The sequence below is a fragment of the Pseudoxanthomonas sp. LjRoot206 genome, from assembly GCF_056175725.1.
In genome coordinates this window covers 750,657-772,623 of sequence record NZ_JBGFFI010000002.1, presented here as the reverse complement: position 1 = coordinate 772,623, position 21,967 = coordinate 750,657, and the positions used below count along the sequence as shown (strand labels likewise).

The 21,967-nt window shown below is 68.1% G+C and carries 13 protein-coding genes; 3 read left to right on the top strand and 10 right to left on the bottom strand.

Features of this window, described 5'->3' with window-relative positions:
* Positions 1-2: 2 nt before the first annotated feature.
* Positions 3-2,555 carry an FmdB family zinc ribbon protein gene (locus AC04MD_RS08295; protein WP_475496806.1) on the bottom strand — a complete coding sequence of 851 codons (2,553 nt, stop codon included), beginning with the start codon at positions 2,553-2,555 and terminating at the stop codon, positions 3-5.
* A 107-nt stretch (positions 2,556-2,662) separates the two neighbouring features.
* Positions 2,663-4,513 (bottom strand): ABC-F family ATP-binding cassette domain-containing protein, encoded by a 1,851-nt coding sequence (locus AC04MD_RS08290; protein WP_475496805.1) that lies wholly within the window; start codon positions 4,511-4,513, stop codon positions 2,663-2,665.
* Positions 4,514-4,716: 203 nt separating this feature from the next.
* Between AC04MD_RS08290 and AC04MD_RS08285 the strand changes: the two genes are divergently transcribed.
* Both AC04MD_RS08285 and AC04MD_RS08280 read left to right on the top strand, forming a co-directional pair.
* Positions 4,717-7,116 carry a TonB-dependent receptor plug domain-containing protein gene (locus AC04MD_RS08285; protein ID WP_475496804.1) on the top strand — a complete coding sequence of 800 codons (2,400 nt, stop codon included), beginning with the start codon at positions 4,717-4,719 and terminating at the stop codon, positions 7,114-7,116.
* Positions 7,117-7,286: 170 nt separating this feature from the next.
* Positions 7,287-8,975, top strand: coding sequence for a cation:proton antiporter domain-containing protein (locus AC04MD_RS08280; protein WP_475496803.1), 1,689 nt, complete (start codon positions 7,287-7,289; stop codon positions 8,973-8,975).
* A gap of 9 nt (positions 8,976-8,984) precedes the next feature.
* Here AC04MD_RS08280 and AC04MD_RS08275 read toward each other — a convergent pair whose 3' ends face one another.
* The 4 genes from AC04MD_RS08275 to AC04MD_RS08260 all read right to left on the bottom strand — a co-directional run bounded on the left by AC04MD_RS08275 (position 8,985) and on the right by AC04MD_RS08260 (position 16,455).
* Complete coding sequence (locus tag AC04MD_RS08275; RefSeq protein ID WP_475496802.1) at positions 8,985-11,258, bottom strand: EAL domain-containing protein; 2,274 nt, start codon at positions 11,256-11,258, stop codon at positions 8,985-8,987.
* Between the two features lie 135 nt (positions 11,259-11,393).
* Positions 11,394-13,994: an ATP-dependent chaperone ClpB gene (clpB, locus tag AC04MD_RS08270; protein ID WP_475496801.1), complete on the bottom strand. Its 2,601-nt coding sequence runs from the start codon at positions 13,992-13,994 to the stop codon at positions 11,394-11,396.
* 163 nt (positions 13,995-14,157) lie between these two features.
* Complete coding sequence (locus tag AC04MD_RS08265; protein WP_475496800.1) at positions 14,158-15,741, bottom strand: SulP family inorganic anion transporter; 1,584 nt, start codon at positions 15,739-15,741, stop codon at positions 14,158-14,160.
* 240 nt (positions 15,742-15,981) lie between these two features.
* Positions 15,982-16,455 carry a DUF3574 domain-containing protein gene (locus tag AC04MD_RS08260; protein ID WP_475496799.1) on the bottom strand — a complete coding sequence of 158 codons (474 nt, stop codon included), beginning with the start codon at positions 16,453-16,455 and terminating at the stop codon, positions 15,982-15,984.
* Between the two features lie 178 nt (positions 16,456-16,633).
* On the opposite strand from AC04MD_RS08260, the gene AC04MD_RS08255 reads away from it, so the two are divergent.
* Entirely contained in the window at positions 16,634-19,054 is a 2,421-nt protein-coding gene (locus AC04MD_RS08255; RefSeq protein WP_475496798.1) for a TonB-dependent receptor plug domain-containing protein, read from the top strand.
* Positions 19,055-19,253: 199 nt separating this feature from the next.
* Here AC04MD_RS08255 and AC04MD_RS08250 read toward each other — a convergent pair whose 3' ends face one another.
* The 4 genes from AC04MD_RS08250 to rluD are packed head-to-tail and all read right to left on the bottom strand — an operon-like array spanning position 19,254 to position 21,916.
* Positions 19,254-19,667: a thiol-disulfide oxidoreductase DCC family protein gene (locus tag AC04MD_RS08250; RefSeq protein ID WP_475496797.1), complete on the bottom strand. Its 414-nt coding sequence runs from the start codon at positions 19,665-19,667 to the stop codon at positions 19,254-19,256.
* A complete protein-coding gene (locus AC04MD_RS08245) occupies positions 19,657-20,190 on the bottom strand; it encodes a DUF4166 domain-containing protein (RefSeq protein ID WP_475496796.1) in 534 nt (177 codons plus the stop codon). Before AC04MD_RS08245 ends, AC04MD_RS08250 begins: the two co-directional genes overlap by 11 nt.
* Positions 20,175-20,945, bottom strand: a complete 771-nt coding sequence (gene pgeF, locus AC04MD_RS08240) for a peptidoglycan editing factor PgeF (RefSeq protein WP_475496795.1) — start codon at positions 20,943-20,945, stop codon at positions 20,175-20,177. Before pgeF ends, AC04MD_RS08245 begins: the two co-directional genes overlap by 16 nt.
* The gene (gene rluD, locus AC04MD_RS08235) at positions 20,942-21,916 is read right to left on the bottom strand and encodes a 23S rRNA pseudouridine(1911/1915/1917) synthase RluD (RefSeq protein WP_475496794.1); all 975 of its coding nucleotides are present in this window, start codon (positions 21,914-21,916) and stop codon (positions 20,942-20,944) included. The genes pgeF and rluD overlap by 4 nt, the downstream gene beginning before the upstream one ends.
* Between the last annotated feature and the right edge of the window lie 51 nt (positions 21,917-21,967).

Here is a 21,967-nt window from a genome sequence, read left to right as displayed (position 1 = left end):
GGTCAGGACGAGGACGTCGACGACGGCGCCGCCGGCTTGGATTCGGTCTTAGCGGGCGCGCTGTCGGTCTTGGCCGACGACGATTCCGCCGGCTTGGACTCGCTGGATGGCTTGGCGCCTTCGCCACCGTCGGCGAGGTTGCGCCTCTTGTCGCCGTCCTTCTTGAAGTCGGTCTCGTACCAGCCACTGCCCGCCAGACGGAACGACGGCGCGGTGATCTGCCGCTTCACCGCATGCGCACTGCATGACGGGCAGGTATCGGGGTCCGGATCGGACAGTTTCTGCAGGCGGTCGAAACGGTGACCGCACTGGGTGCATTCGAAGGCGTAGATGGGCATGAGGTGGGGGATGCGGACAGGGACGGAGCGTATTGTGGGGCTGCGGCGCGCAGTTTCAACGTTGGGGTTGTGCGGCGGCAGGGTCTGGGCCAGCGGCGGCGTCGCTCCCGCGATGGGTGGCGCGCTGGCGGCATCCATGAAACGCGGTACGCACGCACCGCCTTTGCACGCCATGTATGCGGGACCGGATGTCAGCCGTTCCAGCGGTCCCGTCGTGGTTGTGGAACCGTCGTAGATGAACGGCGTGAAGTAGGTCTCGCTGATCCCGTAATAGCGCCCCTGAGCCCCCGCTGTCGCCAGGACCGGGCGGAAGTAGTTGAAATGGATCCCACACAATTGCGCGCCAGCCGCCATCGCTTCGGTGCAGCTGCGGAAGTACCGCGTGCTCCGGTCCGGCATGCGTGCGCTCGCCCGCCAGTCGAAGATGGCGTTGCCTGCCACATCCCAGTAGGTCGCACTGCTGTTGATGAGCGTATCGCCCTCCAGCACCTGGCTGAGACTGACGCCATCATCGGTATTCACGGTCTGATAGATCAGGGAGGTTCCCGTGTAGCGGGGCGACCAGTCGCCGGTCCACGGTTCCCATCCCCACGTACCGAGCGCATCGGACGGCGAGAGCGCTTCCACCGTTCTTACCGCCGTCATGTTGATGCCGACGCGCACCTGACCTGTCGTCACACCAGTGAGGCTGCGCGCGATGTAGGCAATGTTGCCAACAGAACGGAATGGTCCTTGCAGGCGCCAGAAATCGGTACTGGTCTGGCCCGAGGTGATGCGCATTACGCCACGGCCATCCAGTTCCCAGGAGAAACTCTGCTGGCCGGCAGAGGGCGCGATCTGGTGGCTGTACGGATCCACATGCCACCCATGATCCAGCGTCCATCCCTGGCCTTGTCCGCCGTAACCAGGATGGTGGAGCACGTACTCGCAGGCCTCCAGCTGCCGGTATGTGGTCTCTCGTCGGCCCTCGCAGAACCAGGGCAGCATGCGTGCCATCGATTGCGCACCGAACCATCCATCCTGGCGCGACCAGGCATCCAGTGAAGCCGCAGCGAATATCTCGTACTCCACGCTGGTCCCGGATACGCCAGGACCCCATTGCTGCCAGCGCTCCTCCCGGACCCACACGTCGACACCATGGCCGGCGGATAGCCTTCGCAATGCATGGACCTCCGCAGCACCATCGACGACGCCGGTCCCGTTGAACCATAACGACCTGCGGATTTCGCTGTTGGGGTACAGCTCGATGTATCCGTGGTCGTAAAGTCTCAGACGGTAGTTGGGTTGCTTGAGCGGATAGTCTTCGTAGAGATCGAAGCTGCCATCGGACTGTCGTGCCAGCAAGGCAACCGCATTGGCTTTCTGTCCGACATGGTTCGGATCGATGGCGGGAGACCCGCCATAGGGCAGTCCCGACACCATCAGCATCCGGTCCGGAAGCTCGCCGAGGCTGGCGACCGGCGCATTGTCCGGCGCCGCCCAGAGCGCACCCTTGGATTGGCTCGTCACCCAGTGCTGCTGTGACAGCTCTGTGTAGGCGGTACGATCCTCGACCAGCGCCAGCCCACTTTCAACGCCGACAGGAAGGATGTCGGGCTCGCGCGCGAATCGCGCGAGCACGTACGTCATCGACTCAAGCTCTGCGGTGACCGCCGCGCGCAAGGCTTCGGTGACTTCGGTATCGTTCGCCGGCAGACGTCCGCCCAGCACGAAACGCGTCCTGACATACAGCGCAGACCGGAAAGGCGACGGCGACAGCGCGGAAACGTCGCGATCGTCGGCGACCGCATCGGTACCGGCGTGTTGCCTGAGATAAGCCACGCTGCCGACCACCGTCTTGAAGTGCGCGGTGCCTGCACGCGCTTCCACCACGACCATCGCAGCGGGATCCGGCACGCCGATGTCGGCCACGTAGGCTTTGTCCTGCACCTGAGCCGTATGCGTGTGCTCACCGACACGCACGGTCACCTGCAACCCTGCCTGCGCATCCGGCAGGCCGAGCACGCGCCCCATGAGGACGAGATTGCGCGCGCGCACCAAGGGTTGGGATCCGTTCTCGAGGATCGAGCCCGGCGGAACCGTCGCCTGTGCTGCGCCCGCAGCGGCGACACTCCCGGATGGCGACGTACCCGACACCGCCCACCAGGTGGATGCAGCCGCGATGAACACCACGAACGCGACGGCCCACGCGGCCATCCCTGCCTGCTTACGCTCCATGTCGCCCCCATCGCACGGGTGTCGCGTGCCCGGCACCCCTGCCGTGCATCGCCCCGTCGTGAGCCTAGCCTAGCCCATTGCGGCGCCTGGCGGCGGCTGGCGAAGGATCAAGCCTCGTCGTACAGCGCCGACCAGGCCTCCTCGGCCTTGGCGAGCTGCTGCTGCAGCGCTTCGCGGTCGCGGCCCAGGCGCGCGGCGAGGTCGGCGTCGGCGTAGCTCTTCGGATCCGCCAGTTGGGCGTCCACGTCGGCCAGCTTGGCCTCGAACTCGGCGACCTTGGCTTCGGCGGCGGCCAGCTTGACCGGATTGACCTTGCGCGCGGGCGCCGGCGCGGTCTTCGGTGCGGGCGCGGGTTCGGCACGCAGCGGCTTGCTGCCCTGCGCGGAGGCGCGCGTGCGCAGCCACGCGGCGTATTCGTCGAGGTCGCCGGCGAACGGTTCGACCACGCCATCGGCGACGCGCCAGAACGTGTCGCAGACCAGGCCGATCAAATGGCGGTCGTGCGACACCATGACGATGGCACCGTCGAAATCGCTGAGCGCTTCGGCCAGCGCTTCGCGCATCTCGAGGTCGAGGTGGTTGGTCGGTTCGTCGAGCAGCAACACGTTCGGCTGCTGCCAGGCGATCAGCGCCAGCGCCAGGCGCGCGCGCTCGCCGCCGGAGAAGCCGTCGACGGGCTCGAACGCGCGGTCGCCCGGGAAGTTCCACTTGCCCAGGAAGTCGCGGAACGACTGGTTGCTGCCATCCGGCGACAGCTCGCGGAAATGGTCCATCGGCGACTGGCCTTCGTGCAGCGATTCCACCGTGTGCTGCGCGAAGTAGCCGATGCGCAGGTCCGGGTGCGCCATGCGATCGCCGGCCATCGGCGGCAGCTCGCCCACCAGGGTCTTCACCAGCGTGGTCTTGCCGGCGCCGTTCGGGCCCAGCAGGCCGATGCGCTGCCCGGCTTCCAGGCCGAAGCCGACGTCGTGCAGGATCACCGCGCCGGGACCGTAGCCGGCTTCGACGTGATTCAGGCGGATCAACGAGAACGGCAGCTTGGCCGGCTCGGCGAACTCGATGCGGAACTCGCGTTCGGCGCGTACCGCCTCGGTGCCGGCGAGCTTGGCCAGGCGCTTCATGCGGCTCTGCGCCTGCGCCGCCTTCGAGGCCTTGGCCTTGAAGCGGTCGATGAAGCTCTGCAGGTGCGCGCGTTCGGCCTGTTCCTTCTCGTGGGCGATCTGCTGCTGGCGCAGCTGTTCGGCGCGCTGGCGCTCGAAGTCGGTGTAGCCGCCGGTGTACAGCTTGGCGCCGCCGCCATGCAGGTGCAGGGTGTGGGTGGCGACGTTGTCGAGGAACTCGCGGTCGTGCGAGATCAGCAGCAGCGTGCCGGGATACTTCAGCAGCCACTGCTCCAGCCAGAGCACCGCGTCCATGTCGAGGTGGTTGGTGGGTTCGTCGAGCAGCAGCAGGTCGCTGGGCATCATCAGCGCGCGCGCCAGGTTCAGGCGCACGCGCCAGCCGCCGGAGAACGACGACACCGCGCGGTGGTGCGTGTCGGCCGGGAAGCCGAGGCCGTGCAGCAGCTTGCCCGCGCGCGCTTCGGCGTCGTAGGCGCCGAGCTCGGCCATCTTCTGGTGCGCATTGGCCACCGCTTCCCAGTCTTCGCGCGCGCTGGCGTCGGCTTCGGCCTGCAGCACCGCGGCGACTTCGGTATCGCCGCCGAGCACGAACATCAGCGCCGGATCGGGCAGCGACGGGGTTTCCTGCGCCACGCTGGCGATGCGCACCTTGCCGGGGAGGTCGAGGTCGCCCTTGTCGGCCTCCAGTTCGCCCTGCACGGCGGCGAACAGGCTGGATTTGCCGGCGCCGTTGCGGCCGACCACGCCCACGCGGTAGCCCGCGTGCAGGGTCAGGTCGACGTTGGACAGCAGCAGGCGCTCACCGCGGCGGAGCGCGAAATTACGAAGGGCGATCAAGAAACAACCTACGGGGATTTGGGGGAAGCGGCCGCGTAGTTTATCGATAGCGCACCCGCCCACACTTGTTAAGAAAGCATTGACACCCTCGCCACACCCCTGTAACCAGACTATGTAACGCCTAAGTCCATGGTTTCAAAGGAAACTTTGCAAGCCCTGATCCACTTGAAGCCGTACTTCGCCGTCTTTCCCGGAGCTCCCCCATGACCCGCACGCTGTCGCCCCTGACCCTCGCCATCAGCCTGGCCCTGGTCGCCCCCGCCGCCTTCGCGCAGGACCCGGCCCCCGCCGACGCCCGCACGCTGGACACCCTGATCGTCACCGGCACCCGCGTGTCCGATCGCACGGTCGCCGAATCGCAGTCCCCGATCGACATCATCACGCCCGAGGCCCTGCAGGCCACCGGCACCACCGAGCTGGCCACCGCGCTCGCGCGCGCCCTGCCCTCGCTGAACTTCCCGCGCCCGGCGGTCACCGACGGCACCAGCGGCGTGCGCCCGGCGCAGCTGCGCGGCCTGTCGCCCGACCAGGTGCTGATCCTCGTCAACGGCAAGCGCCGCCACATCTCGGCGCTGGTCAACGTCAACGGCAGCATCGGCCGGGGCTCGTCGGCGGTGGATCTCAACGCGATCCCGGTATCGGCGATCGAGCGCGTGGAGGTGCTGCGCGACGGCGCCTCCGCGCAATACGGCTCCGACGCCATTGCGGGCGTGGTCAACATCGTGCTGAAGGGCTCGGGCAAGGGCGGCAGCCTGGTCGTCGATGTCGGCGGCTATTCCGCCGGCGACGGCCGCAGTACCCAGCTGTCGGGCGACACCGGCGTGGGTTTCGGCGATGGCCGCGGCTTCGTGCATGTCGGCGGCCAGCTGACCCAGCAGGACGAGACCGACCGCGCCGGGCCGTACCAGGGCACCGCGCCGAACACCGGCAACAACCCGGCCATCGGCAGCGTAGCATTCGTCTACGGCGATCCGAAGGTGGATGCCGGCGCGGTGTCGGCGAATGCCGGCTTCGACTTCAGCGACAACGTCAGCGCCTACGCCACCGCCATCGCCAGCAACCGCGACATCGTGTCGTTCGCCTTCTACCGGTCGCCCAACCACAGCAGTCAGGGCGCGCTGTTGGCCCAGGTCTACCCTGATGGGTACGTGCCGGAGATCAACCAGCTGTCGCAGGACCGCTCGCTGGTCGCGGGCGTGAGGGGCGACACCGAGAGCGGCTGGAAGTGGGACGTCAGCTACAACTACGGTTACAACCACCTGAAGTTCCATACCCAGAACAGCATCAACTACAGCCTGGGCATCACCAGTCCGCGTCGCTTCTACGATGGCGCGCTGGAGTACACCCAGAACGTGCTGAACGCCGACGTCAGCAAGCCGCTGGAGATCGGCCTGGCCTATCCGGCCACGCTGTCGTTCGGCGCGGAATACCGGCGGGAGAAGTGGAACCAGTCGCCGGGCGAACCGAACTCGTACACCGGCAGCGGCGCGCAGGGCTTCGCCGGCTTCACCCCGGCCAACGCCGTGCACTCGGACCGCGACAGCTATGCGGCCTACCTCGGACTCGAAGCCGACGTCACCGAGAAGTTCTCCGCCGGCATCGCCGGCCGCTACGAGGACTATTCCGACTTCGGCAGCGAGGTGTCGGGCAAGCTGTCCGCGCGCTATGCCTTCACCGATGCGGTGGCGCTGCGCGCGACGGTGGCCAGCGGCTTCCGCGCACCGGCGCTCGCGCAGCAGTACTACCAGGTGGTGACCTCGCAGTACAACGCCACGCTGGACCGCTTCTTCGAATCCGGCACCTTCCCCGCCACCGGCCCGGTCGCGCAGGCGCTCGGTGCGGAAGCGCTGACCGCCGAGACCTCGCTGTCCTACGGCCTGGGCCTGGTGCTGCAGCCGGTGGACCGCCTGTACGTCACCGTCGATGCCTACCAGATCGACATCGACGACCGCATCGTGCTGTCTTCCAACCTGCTGCTGGGCGGCAACGCGGCCGCGCAGGCATTGCTGGCCAGCCTGGGCGTCAACGGCGTCACCAGCGCGCGCTATTTCACCAACGCCGCCGACACGCGCACGCGCGGCGTCGACGTGATCGCGCAGTACACCGTGCCGTTCGAGAACAGCAGCCTCGCCCTGACCGCCGGCTACAACTACAACAAGACCGAGATCCAGCGCATCGCGCCGAATCCGCCGGAGCTGACCGCGCTGGGCGCCAATCTCTTCCGCGTCGGCCGCGACGAGCAGGGCCGCATCGAGGAAGGCTATCCGCGCGACAAGACCACGCTCACGGCCGCCTGGAACCTGGCCCGCTGGGATTTCACCTTCGGCGCCACCCGCTATGGCGAATTCACCACGCGCGTCAGCGAGACCGGCAATCCGGCCAACGACCAGACCTATGGCGCGAAGTGGATCCTGGATGCGTCGACCAGCTATCGCCCGAGCGAGAACTGGACGCTGACGCTGGGCGCGGACAACCTGCTGGACGAGTATCCGGACCGCACCATCTTCGCGAATGCAAACAGCGGCCAGTTCCCCTACAGCAGCCAGTCGCCGGGCGGCTTCAACGGCGCGTACGTGTACGGTCGCGTCGCATACACGTGGTGAGCAGCATCCGCCACTGATGACACCGGAGCGCCCCGCCTTGTGCGGGGCGCTTCCGTTGTGGCGGTGCCTGAAAAACAGGGCCAAGGCGACGCCATCGCGTGCGCTGCGTTTGCCGCCGGCCATCCGCATGGGCGACACTCGACCCCCATGCAGAGAAAAAACACCCGTCGATGCATCATGACACCGACCTGATCAACATCATCGCGGTGGGCCTGGCCCTGGCCTTCGTGCTGGGTGCGATCGCCCACAAGCTGCGGTTCTCGCCGCTGGTCGGTTATCTGGTTGCAGGCATCTTCGTCGGCCCGTTCACGCCCGGATTCGTCGCCGACCAGGAACTCGCCACCCAGCTGTCCGAACTCGGCGTGATGCTGCTGATGTTCGGCGTGGGCCTGCACTTTTCGCTGGAAGACCTGCTGGAAGTGAAGGCGATCGCCATCCCCGGCGCGATCGCACAGATCGTCGTCGCCACCGGCCTGGGCTGGGCGCTGGCCTGGGGCATGGGCTGGACGCCGCTCAACGGGTTCGTGTTCGGTCTGGCGCTGTCGGTGGCGAGCACCGTGGTGCTGCTGCGGGCGATGGAAGAACGCCGCCTGCTGGAGACCACGCGCGGCCGCATCGCGGTGGGCTGGCTGATCGTCGAAGACCTGGTGATGGTACTGGCGCTGGTGATGCTGCCGGTGCTGGCATCCACCTTCGGGCCGGAGAACGGCGGCGAACCGGCGACCTTCGGCCGCTTCGCGGTGGAAATCGCCTGGACCTTCATCAAGCTGGGCGCGTTCGTCGCCTTCATGCTGCTGGTCGGCCGTCGCGCCATTCCGTGGACGCTGGAGAAGATCGCGGCCACCGGCTCGCGCGAGCTGTTCACCCTGTCGGTGCTGGCCATCGCGCTGGGCGTGGCGTTCGGCTCGGCGATGATGTTCGGCGTGTCGTTCGCGCTGGGCGCGTTCTTCGCCGGCATGCTGCTCAACGAATCCGAGCTGAGCCACAAGGCCGCCAACGATTCGCTGCCGCTGCGCGACGCCTTCGCGGTGCTGTTCTTCGTCTCGGTGGGCATGCTGTTCAACCCGGCGATCGTGGTGGCGCATCCTTGGCAGGTGCTGGCCACGTTCGGCATCATCGTGCTGGGCAAGTCGATCGCGGCGTATTACATCGTCAAGGCGTTCAAGCACCCCACCGGCACGGCGCTGACCATCTCGGTGAGCCTGGCGCAGATCGGCGAGTTCTCCTTCATCCTCGCCGCGCTGGGCGTGGCGCTGAAGATCCTGCCGCCGGAAGGCCGCGACCTGATCCTGGCCGGCTCGCTGCTGTCGATCATCGCCAATCCGTTCCTGTTCACCTGGCTGGACCGCTGGCAGAAGAAGCAGGAAGCGCTGGCGCCGGTGCCGGCCGAGCCCGAAGTGCCGCCCGGCCCGTCGCTGGACGTCACCGGCCACGCCATCATCATCGGCTACGGCCGCGTCGGCAGCGAACTGGCGCGCGTGCTGCGCGACCGCGGCGTGCCGCTGATCGTCATCGACGACAACGGCGACCATGTCGCCCGTGCGCACGATGCCGGCATTCCGGCGATCCGCGGCAGCGCCGCCGCCGACCTGGTGCTCGCGGAGGCGCATCCGGAGCGCGCGAAGATCGCGGTGCTGGCGATCCCGCAGCCGCTGGAAGCCGGCGAGGCGCTGGCCAAGCTGCGCGCGATCAATCCCGGCCTGACCCTGCTGGCGCGGGCGCACAGCGAGGGCGAAGTGAAGCATCTGCTGAGCCACGGCGCCGATGGCGCGGTACTGGCCGAACGCGAACTGGCGTTCTCGCTGGCCGAAATGGTGATGTCGACGCCGCCGTACCGCCCGCAGCGCACGACGGGCTGATTCCACGCGTCAGTCGCGCGCCGCCGGCGCTTCGACGGCCACTTCCGCCAGCACCTCGGCCAGCGGCCGCGGCGCGCCGTAGAGATAGCCCTGCACGCGGTGCACGCCCAGCCGGCGCAGGCAGAACTCGGTGTCCTCGTCCTCGACGAATTCGGCCACGGTGGTCGCGCCGAACGCCTTGGCCACCGCAACCGACGCCTGCACCACCGCGTAGTCCTTGCCGAGCTGCGCGACGTTGCGCACGAACGAACCGTCGATCTTGATGACATCGACCGGCAGTTCGCGCAGGCGCGCGAAGCTCTGCATGCCGGTGCCGAAATCGTCGATGGCGATGTGGCAGCCCAGCGCGCGCAGATCGGTGAGCAGGTGGCTGGCGGCGGCCGTGTTGGAGATGGCGGCGGTTTCGGTCACCTCGAAGCACAGTGCGCTCATCGGCAGCGGCGAGCCGGCCAGCAGCGTGCGCAGTTCCACCTGGAAACTCATCGACGCCAGGCTCTGGCCGGTGAGATTGATGGCGATCTCGCGGCAATACGGCAACGCGCCGGGCGACTTGCGAAGCAGGCGGAACAGCGCGCGCACGACCGCCAGGTCGAGCTCCGCGCCGCGGCCGGCGGCTTCGAGCGGCGCCATGAACCGCGCCGGCGACATGATGTCGCCCTTGTCGTCCAGCAGGCGGCACAGCACCTCGCCGGCCAGCGTGCGCGGCTCGGCCTGCATGTCGGGCACCAGGTCGCGGATCGGCTGGAAGTACAGTGCGACGCGTTCGCTGCGCAGGCTGGCCAGCGCTTCGGTGGCATCGTGCAGCTGGCGGCGGTGCGTGCGGCGCACCTGGGTGTCGCCGATGTCGCTGTAGCGCGGCCGCAGTTCGCCATGCTGGCGGGCTTCGAAAGCCAGGTGCGACGCCGCCAGCACCGCGCCGTCGATCACGCTCGCGTGCGCGCCGTTGAAGGCAGCGACGCCCAGGTAGGGCAGCAGGCGGATCGGCTCGCCGCCGACATCGATTTCCGCGTGTTCGATGCGCGCCATCACGCGCTCCCACAGATCGGCATCGCGGCCGGGGCGCGGCAGCAGCGCGAACTGGCCGGTGCCGACGTAGTACGCCTCCACCAGATCCTCCAGACGGCGCGCGGTGGCGTGCATCGCCTGCGCCTGCGTGTCCAGGCCGAAACCGGCGACCAGCGTGTCGGTCTGGTCGAGCAGCAGGTAACCCAGTTCGGTACGCGACAGCGGCCGTTCCATGCGCCCGCGCAACGCCTTGAGGTTGGGCAATCCCGTCACCTGGTCGCGCAGGGTCTCCTCGGACAGCTGTTCGGCCAGCGCTGACCGGTCGCGGTTGGTCAGCCACAGGTACAGCATCGCGAGCAGCAGGATGTTCATCTCCGCCGCGATGTGCAGCAGGTTGAAGAAGCCCACCGTGGTGTTGGCGTATTCGGCCGTGCCGGCCACCATGCCGACCAGCAGCAGCAGCGTGAGCGACAGCGACAGCATGGCCCAGCGGGGCCTGAGGCGCAGCATGCACCAGGCGAGCACGACCAGCAGGGCGAACCGGTAGTCCATCAGGACCGGCCCCGTCAGCAGCACCGACAGGCCGTTGAACGCCTGCCGCACCTGCACCGCCGCCCACAGGCTGACCGCCAGGCCCAGGCCCAATGCGACCGGCCACAGCCAGTGCCTGGCGGTATCGGTGCCCGGCGCGGGGGCCGCGCGCTCCTGCCACCCGATCACCAGCGGCAACGTCACCACGGCGACGCCGAACTGCTTGGCGAAGAACATCTGGAACGCCGCGCTCAGCGCCTCGCCGGGCGAGGACACCAGCAGGTTGCTGAGTCCGAGCACGGCGTTGACCAGCGGATACAGCAGCAGGCCGATCGCGGCGAACCGCATCAGGTCGCTGCGCTGCACCCGTGCGATGTTCCTGCGCGGCCAACCCATCCAGTGCACGCAGAGCACGGTCCAGGCGTACTGCAGCAGATAGCTCGCGGCGCCCCAGGCGAGTGTCCGGGTCGGCTTTCCGCCGTCGAACAGGTAGACCTGCCGGAGCGTCCAGCCGACGAACGCCACCAGGAAGCACCCGGCCACCACGCGACGGTCGCGCACCAGCATCGCGACGGCCAGCAACAGACCGGTGTGCAGGTGGATCAGCGAGGCATCGGCGATGTCGCCGAAGAAATCGATGCGGTAGCGGACCGCGACCTGCTGCAGCAGCAGGCACATGCCTCCCAGCAGGAGCACCTGCATGCTCCCGCCCAGGCCACGCACCGGCTGCCCTGCATCATCGGCCATCGGTCCGTCCTTGCCCCTTGCGACCTCCGCCCATGCGGAGACGATACGACGCGACCCGTCCTACGACAGACCGCCCCATAACGTACTACCACGCGATGGCGGGCGGAAGCAGGACAGGCCCGCCGCTACCGCCCGTCAACGTGTGACGTCGAACACCAGTTGCCCACCCTCCGCCCGCACGCGCACCGTATCGCCGGCACCGAAGGCGCCGGACAGGATCTTCTGCGCCAACGGATTCTCCAGTTGCGCCTGGATCGCCCGCTTCAGCGGACGCGCGCCGTACACCGGGTCGAAGCCGGTATTGCCCAACAACATCAGCGCCGAATCGTCGAGCTCCAGCGCGATCTGCCGCTCGGCCAGGCGCTTGGCCAGGTAACGCGTCTGGATGCGCGCGATCTCGCGGATCTGCGCCTTGTCCAGCGGATGGAACACGACGATGTCGTCCAGCCGGTTGATGAACTCCGGGCGGAAATGCGCCTGCACCACCGCCATCACGCCGGCCTTCATCTGCGTGTAGCGCTCCGGGCTGTCGGCCGAACCGTCGCTCTCGGACATCTCCTGGATCAGGCTGGAGCCGAGGTTGGAGGTCATCACGATGACGGTGTTGCGGAAGTCCACCGTGCGGCCCTGGCCGTCGGTCAGGCGACCGTCGTCCAGTACCTGCAGCAGGATGTTGAACACGTCCGGATGGGCCTTCTCCACTTCGTCCAGCAGGATCACGCTGTACGGACGACGGCGCACCGCCTCGGTCAGGTAGCCGCCTTCCTCGTAGCCGACATAGCCCGGAGGCGCGCCGACCAGCCGGCTGACCGCGTGCTTCTCCATGAACTCGCTCATGTCGATGCGGACCATGGCGTCGCTGCTGTCGAACAGGAATTCCGCCAGCGCCTTGCACAGCTCGGTCTTGCCGACACCGGTCGGACCGAGGAACAGGAACGAACCACTGGGGCGGTCGGGATCGGAAATGCCGGCGCGCGAACGGCGCACCGCATCGGACACGACCTTGATCGCCTCTTCCTGGCCGATCACGCGGCCGCGCAACGACTGCTCCATCTGCAGCAGCTTCTCGCGCTCACCCTCCAGCATCTTGCTGACCGGGATGCCGGTCCAGCGCGACACCACCTCGGCGATCTCCTCGTCGGTGACCTTGTCCTGCAGCAGCTTGAACCCCTTCTGTTCGGCTTCCTGCGCGGCGGACAGCTGCTTCTCCAGTTCCGGCAGCTGGCCGTACTGCAGCTCGCTCATGCGCGCGTAGTCCTGCTTGCGCTGCGCAGCTTCGAGCTCCAGCTTCGCCCGCTCGATCTGCTCCTTGATCTTGGTCGCGCCGGTCAGCGTGGCCTTCTCGGCCTTCCAGATCTCTTCCAGATCGTTGAACTCGCGCTGCAGCGCTTCGATCTCGGTCTCGAGATCGGCCAGGCGCTGCTTCGACTGCGCATCCTTCTCCTTCTTCAGCGCCTCGCGCTGGATCTTCAGCTGGATCAGCCGGCGCTCCATGCGGTCCATCTCTTCCGGCTTGGAGTCGATCTCCATGCGGATGCGGCTGGCGGCCTCGTCCATCAGGTCGATGGCCTTGTCCGGCAGCTGGCGGTCGGCGATGTAGCGGTGGCTAAGTTGGGCGGCGGCGACGATGGCGGGATCGGTGATCTCGACGCCATGGTGCACCGCGTACTTCTCCTTCAGCCCGCGCAGGATGGCGATGGTGTCCTCGACGCTGGGCTCGCCGACGAACACCTTCTGGAAGCGGCGCTCCAGCGCCGCGTCCTTCTCGACGTACTTGCGGTACTCGTCCAGCGTGGTCGCGCCGATGCAATGCAGCTCGCCGCGTGCCAGCGCCGGCTTCAGCATGTTGCCGGCGTCCATCGAGCCTTCGGCCTTGCCGGCGCCGACCATGGTGTGCAGTTCGTCGATGAACAGGATGATCTGGCCTTCGTTCTTGGCCAGGTCGTTGAGCACGCTCTTCAGGCGCTCCTCGAACTCGCCACGGAACTTGGCGCCGGCGATCAGCGCGCCCATGTCCAGCGACAGCACGCGCTTGCCGCGCAGGCCTTCCGGCACTTCGCCGTTGACGATGCGCTGCGCCAGCCCCTCGACGATGGCGGTCTTGCCGACGCCGGGCTCGCCGATCAGCACCGGGTTGTTCTTGGTGCGGCGTTGCAGGACCTGGATGGTGCGACGGATTTCCTCGTCGCGGCCGATCACCGGATCCAGCTTGCCGATCTCGGCGCGCTCGGTCAGGTCGATGGTGTACTTCTCCAGCGCCTGGCGCTGGTCCTCGGCGTTCTCGGACTGCACCTTCTCGCCGCCGCGCAGGCGCTCGATGGCCGTGCGCAGCTTCTGCTTGTCGGCGCCACTCGCCTTCAGTTCCTGGCCGGCGACGCCGCTGTCGTCCAGCGCGGCCAGCAGGAACCACTCGCTGGCGATGTAGGTGTCGCCCGCGTCCTGCGCCAGCTTGTCGGTGACGTTGAGCAGGCGCGACAGGTCGTTGCCGATCGACAGGCTGCCGGCCTGCCCGGTAACCTTCGGCAGCTTGTCCAGCGCTTCGGTCAGCCGCTCGCGCAGCACGGGCACGTTGGTGCCGGCCTGCGCCAGCAACGGCCGCGTGCTGCCGCCCTGCTGTTCCAGCAACGCGGTCAGCACGTGCACCGGTTCGATCATGGTGTGGTCGCGGCCCACGGCCAGCGACTGTGCGTCGGCCAGCGCCTGCTGGAAACGCGAGGTCAGTTTGTCCATCCGCATCGGAGGAGCCTCTCGGGAAGTCGGGGCCGGCGAACGCCAGCCGATGCTACCCAGATGCGGTTAAGCGCCGGTGTTTCAAGACCGGCTGAGACCCTGATTCACGTAGGGTGGGCCTTGGCCCACCGCCTGCGAACGAACCGGAAACGGCGGGCCTAGGCCCGCCCTACGGCTTCTTCTGCAGGGACAGCCCCGCCAGCAGTACCGCCAGCGCGGCATAGGCCCCGGCGAACTGCCACAGGATGGTCGCACGCAGCCCTTCCACATTCCACGGCAGGTAGACGCCGCCGCGCGGATCGACCGAGTGGATGATGCCGAACAGCGTCAGCACCGCACCGACCAGCAGCGCGATGACCGCGCGTCCGTTGCAGCCGTCGATCATCGCCACCAGCGCGGTGGTCCAGATCATCGCGGTGATGATGAAGCCGTTGCCCAGGGTGACGATGGTGGCCAGATCCGGCAGGCCGTGGCCGTCGACGCCTTCGTACAGGCCGGCGAAACGGTCGGGCGCGATCCACGCCGGATTGCCGAACTTGATCGTCAACAGGTACGCCACCGACGGCAGGAAGCCCAGCGCCACCGCGACCGCGTGCTTGCGCGGCGTTTCGGTGAACGCCTGCACGGTGATGTCCAGGCCGACGTAGACGATGATCGGCGCCAGCACCGCGACCGGCAGCCACTGCACCAGGCCCGACACGTAGCCGAGCACGCCGCCGAGCCCGATGAAGAGGCCGGTCAGCAGCGTGTAGCCCTTGCGCGCGCCCATGTGCTTGTAGGCGGGCTGGCCGATGTAGGGCGTGGTCTGCGCGACGCCACCGCAGAAGCCGGCGACCAGCGTGGACACCGCTTCGGCCAGCAGCACGTCGCGCGTGCGGTAGTCGTCGCCGGCCGCACGTGCGCTCTCGCTGACGTTGATGCCACCGACCACCATCAGCAGGCCGAACGGCAGCAGCAGCGGCAGGTAGGGCACGGTGTAGGCCAGGCCGTCCAGCCAGCCCAGCGTGGGCAGCGGCAGCGTCACCGCCAGCGGTACGGCATCCGGCACCTTGAAGCCGGGCGCGCCAAGGCCCGACAGGCCGAGCGCGTAGTACAGCGCGGTGCCGACGATGAAGGCCAGCAGCACGCCGGGCAGCTTCACCGGCAACTTGCCCTTCGCGACCAGCACGTACAGCAGCAGGCCGAAGGTCACGAAGCCGACGATGGGCTGGCGCAGCGTTTCGATCAGCGGCAGGAAGCCGAGCAGCGTCAGCGCCGCGCCGCCGATGGAACCGAGCAGGCCGGCGCGCGGCACCGCGCGCGTGACCGCATCGCCGAAGAACGACAGCACCAGCTTCAGCACGCCCATGACCACCAGCGAGGCCATGCCGAGCTGCCAGGTCGCGGTAGCCGCGGCCTGTTCGTCCATGCCCGCCTGCTTGAAGCCGACGAACGCCGGGCCCAACACCAGCAGCGCCATGCCGATGCTGGTCGGCGCATCCAAGCCCAGCGGCATCGCGGTGACGTCGTCGCGGCCGGTCTTCGCCGCCAGCCGGTGCGCCATCCAGGTGTAGATCAGGTTGCCGACCAGCACGCCCAGCGCGGTACCGGGGAACATGCGGGTGAACACGACCTCGGCCGGGAACTGGAAGATGCCGATCAGCGCGGCGGCGATGAAACCGAGGATGGACAGGTTGTCCACCACCAGGCCGAAGAAACCGTTGAGGTCGCCGGGAACGAACCAGCGGCGCACAGAAGGAACCGTTGCGGTCATGAGGGGCCGGGGAAGGATAAGGAAAAGAGAGGAACCGAAGAACGCAGGATAAGCCCCCTCCCCCGTTTACGGGGGAGGACTGGGGTGGGGGCGACGGAGCCGGTCACGCTGTCCGCAGCCGACACCCTCACGTGTTGCGCTTCATGCGTCAGGCACTGCGGATCTGCACCGCTCATCCACGCGCATGCGCTCTCCCCCATCCCAACCTTCCCCCGCAAGCGGGGGAAGGAGCGGATCGCGTCAGAACGATACGTCCACCGCATGCCGCGACCACAGCACGGACTGGTGGCCGGTGGCCTGCTTCCACGCGAGGCGGATGGCTTCGATGTCGGCACGGCGCTGCGGGGTGTCCTCGTGCAGCACCACCAGCACCTTGGTCTTCAGGCGGTTCGGCTCCTTCGCGCCGCGGAACAGCCATTGGCCGTAGGCGTCGAAGACGGTCAGGCCATCCGGGAAGCGCGAGGTCACTTCCTTGTCGAGGAAGGCGCGCCAGGTCGCTTCCGTGATGGTCTGCGCCTGCGAACGATCGGCCGGGCCCGTCTCTTCGCCCACGCCGAAGTAGAGCTCGCTGCGGACCCAGCCGCTGGCGCTGGCCGGGCGCAGTGCATCGCCTTCCAGCGCTGCGGTGGTCGCCGGAGGCGTGGCCTGCGGTGGGGTGGAGGCACACCCGGCAAGGGCGAGAAAGACGAGCAGCCAGACAGCACGATGGGACATGGAGACACCTCACGGGGGACAGGCAGGATGCGGCATCGCACCTGCCATTGCTTCATGACCTGAAGGCATAAGCAGATGGGAAGCGGCGATGACAGGCATCCTGTCGGGGCGATTAATATATCGCTTCATCGCTATAAAGCGATAGACTGAATCCGTTCTCCCTCCCCGCGAGCCTTCCATGTCCCACGCTGTCCTTGCCCCCCTGGCCGCCGCCATCACCCTGGCGCTTGCCGTTCCCACCTTCGCCCAGACCGCGCCCGCCGGCGCGACCGACCTGGATGCCGTGATCGTCACCGGCACCCGCGCCAGTGACCGCACCGCGCTGGAATCCACCTCCCCGATCGACGTCCTGACCGCCGAAGACATCCGCAAGGCGGGCGTGCTCAACGGCGAACTGGGCAGCGCGCTGCAGGCGCTGCTGCCCTCGCTGAACTTTCCGCGCCAGTCCAATTCCGGCGGCGCCGACCACATCCGCGCCGCCCAGCTGCGCGGTCTCAGCCCCAACCAGGTGCTGGTCCTGGTCAACGGCAAGCGCCGCCACAGCAGCGCGCTGGTCAATACCGACAGCAAGATCGGCAAGGGGAACACGCCGGTCGATTTCAACGCCATTCCGGTCAGCGCGATCAAGCGCATCGAAGTGCTGCGCGACGGCGCCGGCGCCCAGTACGGCTCCGATGCGGTGGCCGGCGTGATCAACGTGATCCTCAACGATGCCCCGGAAGGCGGCGCCTTCGAAGCCAGCTACGGCGCGCACCACACGAAGGTGGAGCCGATCGACCAGACCGTCACCGACGGCCAGAGCGGCTTCTTCAGCGCGCAGGTCGGCGACCGCATCGGCGACGGCGGCTTCTTCCGCGTTGGCCTGGAGTACAAGCAGCGCGAGGGCACCAATCGCGCCGGCTTCGACCAGATCCCGTTCTTCGAGGAACAGACCCCCGACAACCTGGCCCTGGCCGGCCGGCGCAACTACGTGCTGGGCGATGGCAGTTCGCGCGACCTCAACGCCTGGCTCAACGCCGCCGTGCCACTCGGCGAATCCGCAGAGTTCTACGCGTTCGGCACCTACCACCAGAGCGATACCGAAGGCGCCAACTACTTCCGCTACCCCGATGGCGTGGCGAACTGGAAGCAGGTCTACCCGAATGGTTACCGCCCGATTTCCGAGGGCGAGAACCTGGATGTGGCCGGCGTGGCCGGCGTGCGTGGCCAGTGGGGCGAATGGGACTACGACGCCAGCCTCAACCATGGCCGCAATGAATTCACCTACCGCCTGCGCAACTCGCTCAACGCCTCGCTCGGCCCGGCCAGTCCGACGCGCTTCAAGACCGGCGATTACCAGGGTGCGCAGACGCTGGCCAACCTGGACCTGAGCCGCGTGTTCGGCGCACACACGTTCGCCACGGGCGTGGAGTTCCGCCATGAAACCTTCGAGACCGGCGCCGGCGATCCGGCTTCCTACGCGGCCGGTCCGTTCACCGACCGCCCGACCGGCTCGCAGGCCGGCGGCGGGCTGACGCCGCAGGACACCGCCGACCTCGACCGCGACGTGTCCAGCGTCTACGCCAGCCTCAGCAGCCAGTGGGGCGAGAAGTTCACCACCGACCTCGCCGCACGCTACGAGCACTACGACGACTTCGGTGGCGAACTGACCGGCAAGGCCGCGGCGCGTTATGAATTCGCACCGGCCTTCGCGCTGCGCGGCTCGGTGTCGAACAACTTCCGCGCGCCGTCGCTGAGCCAGATCGGCTTCGAATCGACCTCCACCGGCTACGACGCCTCCGGCCAGCTCACTCAGGGCCGCCTGCTGTCGGTCAACAATCCCATCGCGCGCGCACTGGGCGCGCAGGATCTGGACCCGGAAAAGGCGCTGAACCTCAGCCTGGGCTTCACCAGCCGCATCGGCGAGCATTTCGACGTGTCGCTGGATGTGTTCCGCATCGACATCGACGACCGCGTGGCGATCACCGAGCGCATCACCGGCGACGCGCTGACCGATTTCGTGCTGGACAACTTCGGCGTGCCGGGCGTGCAGAGCGCCAACTTCTTCATCAACGCCGCCGACACCCGCACCGAGGGCGCCGAGCTGGTCGCCAATTGGCGCCAGCCGCTCGGCGACGGCAACCTGCTGCTGACCGGCGCCTACAGCTACGCGAAGACCGAACTGAAGAACATCGCCGCCACACCGGCCGAGCTGCTCGCCATCGATCCGGACTACGTGCTGTTCGGCGTCGAGGAAAGCAACACGCTGACCGATGCGGCGCCGCGCACGCGCGGCATCTTCACCGCCAGCTGGGACAGCACGGCGTGGTCGCTGCTGGGACGCGTCACCCGCCACGGCAGCGCCAAGCGCGTGTTCAACTTCGGCGGCGGCTTCGAGCCGGAGCAGACCTATGGCGCCGAGTGGCAGCTGGATGCCGAGGTGGAGTACCGCGTCTCGCCGAAGTGGAGCGTGGCGCTGGGCGGCCTGAACCTGACCGACGAGTACCCGGACCTGTCGAGCGCGGACATCTCGTACTTCGGCAACCTTCCCTACGACGTACTGTCGCCGATCGGCAGCAACGGCGCGTACTACTACACCCGCGTGCGCTATACGTTCTGACGGATCCAGCCGTCATCCCGGCCCGCGCCGGGATGACGGCGTAGCGTGCGCCGTGCGCACGACCGCTTACGCTTCTCGTTCGTGGGCACACGGGGCCATCGTGGAAACTCGCCGGGCCTGGACCGCGCCGGGATGACCATCACGTAGCGTGCGCCATGCGCACGATCACAGGATCCATACATCGCGCGTCGTGCGCACGCTACAGGAAGCGCGCGCGTTGCTCTTCCGTTGGCACATGGCAGGCCGTGGTGCCGAACAGGCGATAGCGGTTGCGCGCGATCCAGCGATAGAACGGATCGCGCAGGAAGCGTGGCACCCATGCGATCACGCCGGCAAGCCGCCACATGCCACCCAGCCCGGTCAGCACGCGACCGATCGCATCGCTATCGGTCCATGCGTCGTCGCCATCGACGAGCAGGAACGAGGCCGGATCGTCCGGATCCAGCCCGTGCCCCGCCAGCAGCGCGCGCCCTGCATCCGACTGCATCGCGGCGAAGCGATAGCGTCCGGCGCGATCGTGCTTCAGCAGGAAACGCACCCAGCCGTTGCACAGCACGCAGACGCCGTCGAAGACGATGACCGGTCCGCCGGCCTGCGTGGACTCAGCCGACATCCAATCCTCCCCGGTAGTGCACCAGCAGACCGGCGAGCGGCAACGACGCCCATACGTCGAAGCGGTAGCGATCGCCGTCGGCGGATTCCCGCGCACCGACGCCGGTGAACCAGCGTGCCGGCAGCGACAGGCCAAACACACCGACGCTGACGACACGCCACACGATGGCCTGGTCTTCGACCTGCAAACGAAAGCCGAACGTCGCCAGTCCCAGGCGTTCGCGCAACAGGTCGCCCTCGCACCACAGCCGCGACGGCATCGCGCGACCACCCATGAAACGCGTCCACTGCTCGGCGTCCGGCGCGGCATCGATCTCCACGCACAGCGGACCGACACCGGCAGGCGGCAGGTGCGTGGCTGCCGCGACGATCCGCGACAGCAGGCCGCCGCCGCGCCCCACCTCGACATGACCGTGATACCGATGCCGCCCCTGCGCCGTGTGCAGCGCGCGCAGCGGCGCCGGCAGCGTTTCGAACGCCGGCCCCAGCACCTGCGCGAACAACGACCTTACGGCTGCATCCATGCGAGCGTGGCGATGCGTCCGCTGCGGCCATCGCGGCGATGCGAGAAAAAGCGCGCGGGCTCGCCCATCGTGCACAGATCGCCACCGTGGATATCGGCCGGCGACATCCCGCGCACGACCAGGCGGCGGCGCGCGAGCGCGGGCAGGTCCGCCAGCCAATGGCCTTCGCGCGTGGGAACGAAACACGCGGCGGCGCCGGCGTCGTGGGCGACGAACACATCGAACACCTCTTTCCCGACTTCGTAGCGCGCGGGACCGGCCGCCGGGCCGATCCAGGCGACGACGTCCGCGGCCGGCGTCGCCATCGCCGCCAGCGTCGCTTCCAGCATGCCCTTCGACAGACCGGGCCAGCCGGCATGCGCCGCCGCGATCTCGCTGCCGTCCTTGGCGGCGAACACCACCGGCAGGCAGTCGGCAGTGAGGATGGCGAGCACCACGCCCGGCGTCGAGGTCACCAGCGCATCGGCGACGGGCTCGGCGGCATCGGGATGAGCCGGCGCGTCCACGCGCACCACATCGATGCCGTGCACCTGCTTCAGCCAGTGCGGCGTCGACGGCAGGCCGGCGAGGTCGACCAGCAGCGCGCGGTTGCGCGCCACCGTGGCCGGATCATCCCCGTCGGCGGCGTAACGGTTGCCCAGGTTGAGGGTGTCGAACGGCGCCGTGGAAAACCCTGCGCCGTGGCGCAGGGTGGTGAATGCATGCACACCGGCGGGCGCCGGCCAGTCGGCGGCCACCGCCGGCGCACGGTTCATCCGCGCTTGGCCTGGCTGTCGGCGCGCAGCGCGGCCAGCAGCGCCACCATGTCGGCGGGGACCGGCGCGGTGACGCGGACGGGCTCGCCGCTGACCGGATGGGCGAACTCCAGCGTTTCGGCATGCAGCGCCTGCCGACGGAAGCTGCGCAGCACCGCGATCAGCTCGTCGCTGGCGCCCTTCGGCAGCCGCAGCGGACCGCCGTACAGCGGGTCGCCGATGATCGGGTACTTGATATGCGCCATGTGCACGCGGATCTGATGCGTGCGCCCCGTTTCCAGCCGGCATTCCAGCGCGGTGTGCGCACGGAAGCGTTCGCGCAGGCGGTAATGGGTCACGGCGTCGCGGCCGTCCTCGCGCACCGCCATCTTCAGGCGGTCGCGCGGATGACGGTCGATCGGCGCGTTGGCGGTACCGCCGGACACCATCGCCCCGACCACCACCGCCAGGTACTGGCGATGCACGTCGCGCGAGGCCAACTGCTGCACCAGTGAGGTGTGCGCCGGCAACGTGCGCGCCACCACCATGACGCCGGAGGTGTCCTTGTCGAGGCGGTGCACGATGCCCGCGCGCGGCAGCGCCGACAGCGACGGGTCGCGGAACAGCAAGGCATTGACCAGCGTGCCGGTCGGATTGCCGGCACCGGGATGCACGACCAGGCCCGCCGGCTTGTCCAGCACGAAGACATACTCGTCCTCGTACAGGATGTCGAGCGGGATGTCTTCCGGCTCGGCGTGGGTCTGGGTATCCAGCACCACGTCCAGGCTGGCGGTCTCGCCACCGCGCACGGGATCGCGCGGGCGCACCACCTGGCCGTCCAGCAGGGCATTGCCGGACTTGATCCACTCGGTCAGGCGCGAGCGGGAGAATTCGGGGAAGAGTTCGGCCAGGGCGGCGTCGAAGCGGCGGCCACCGGCGCTGGCGGGCACGATCGCCGTGCGGAGGGTGTCGGGGGAATCGGGTTCGGTCATGCGGAAATGCGTCCAGGGAGGCCAGGATCCGGTCCGTATTGGCCGAATGTT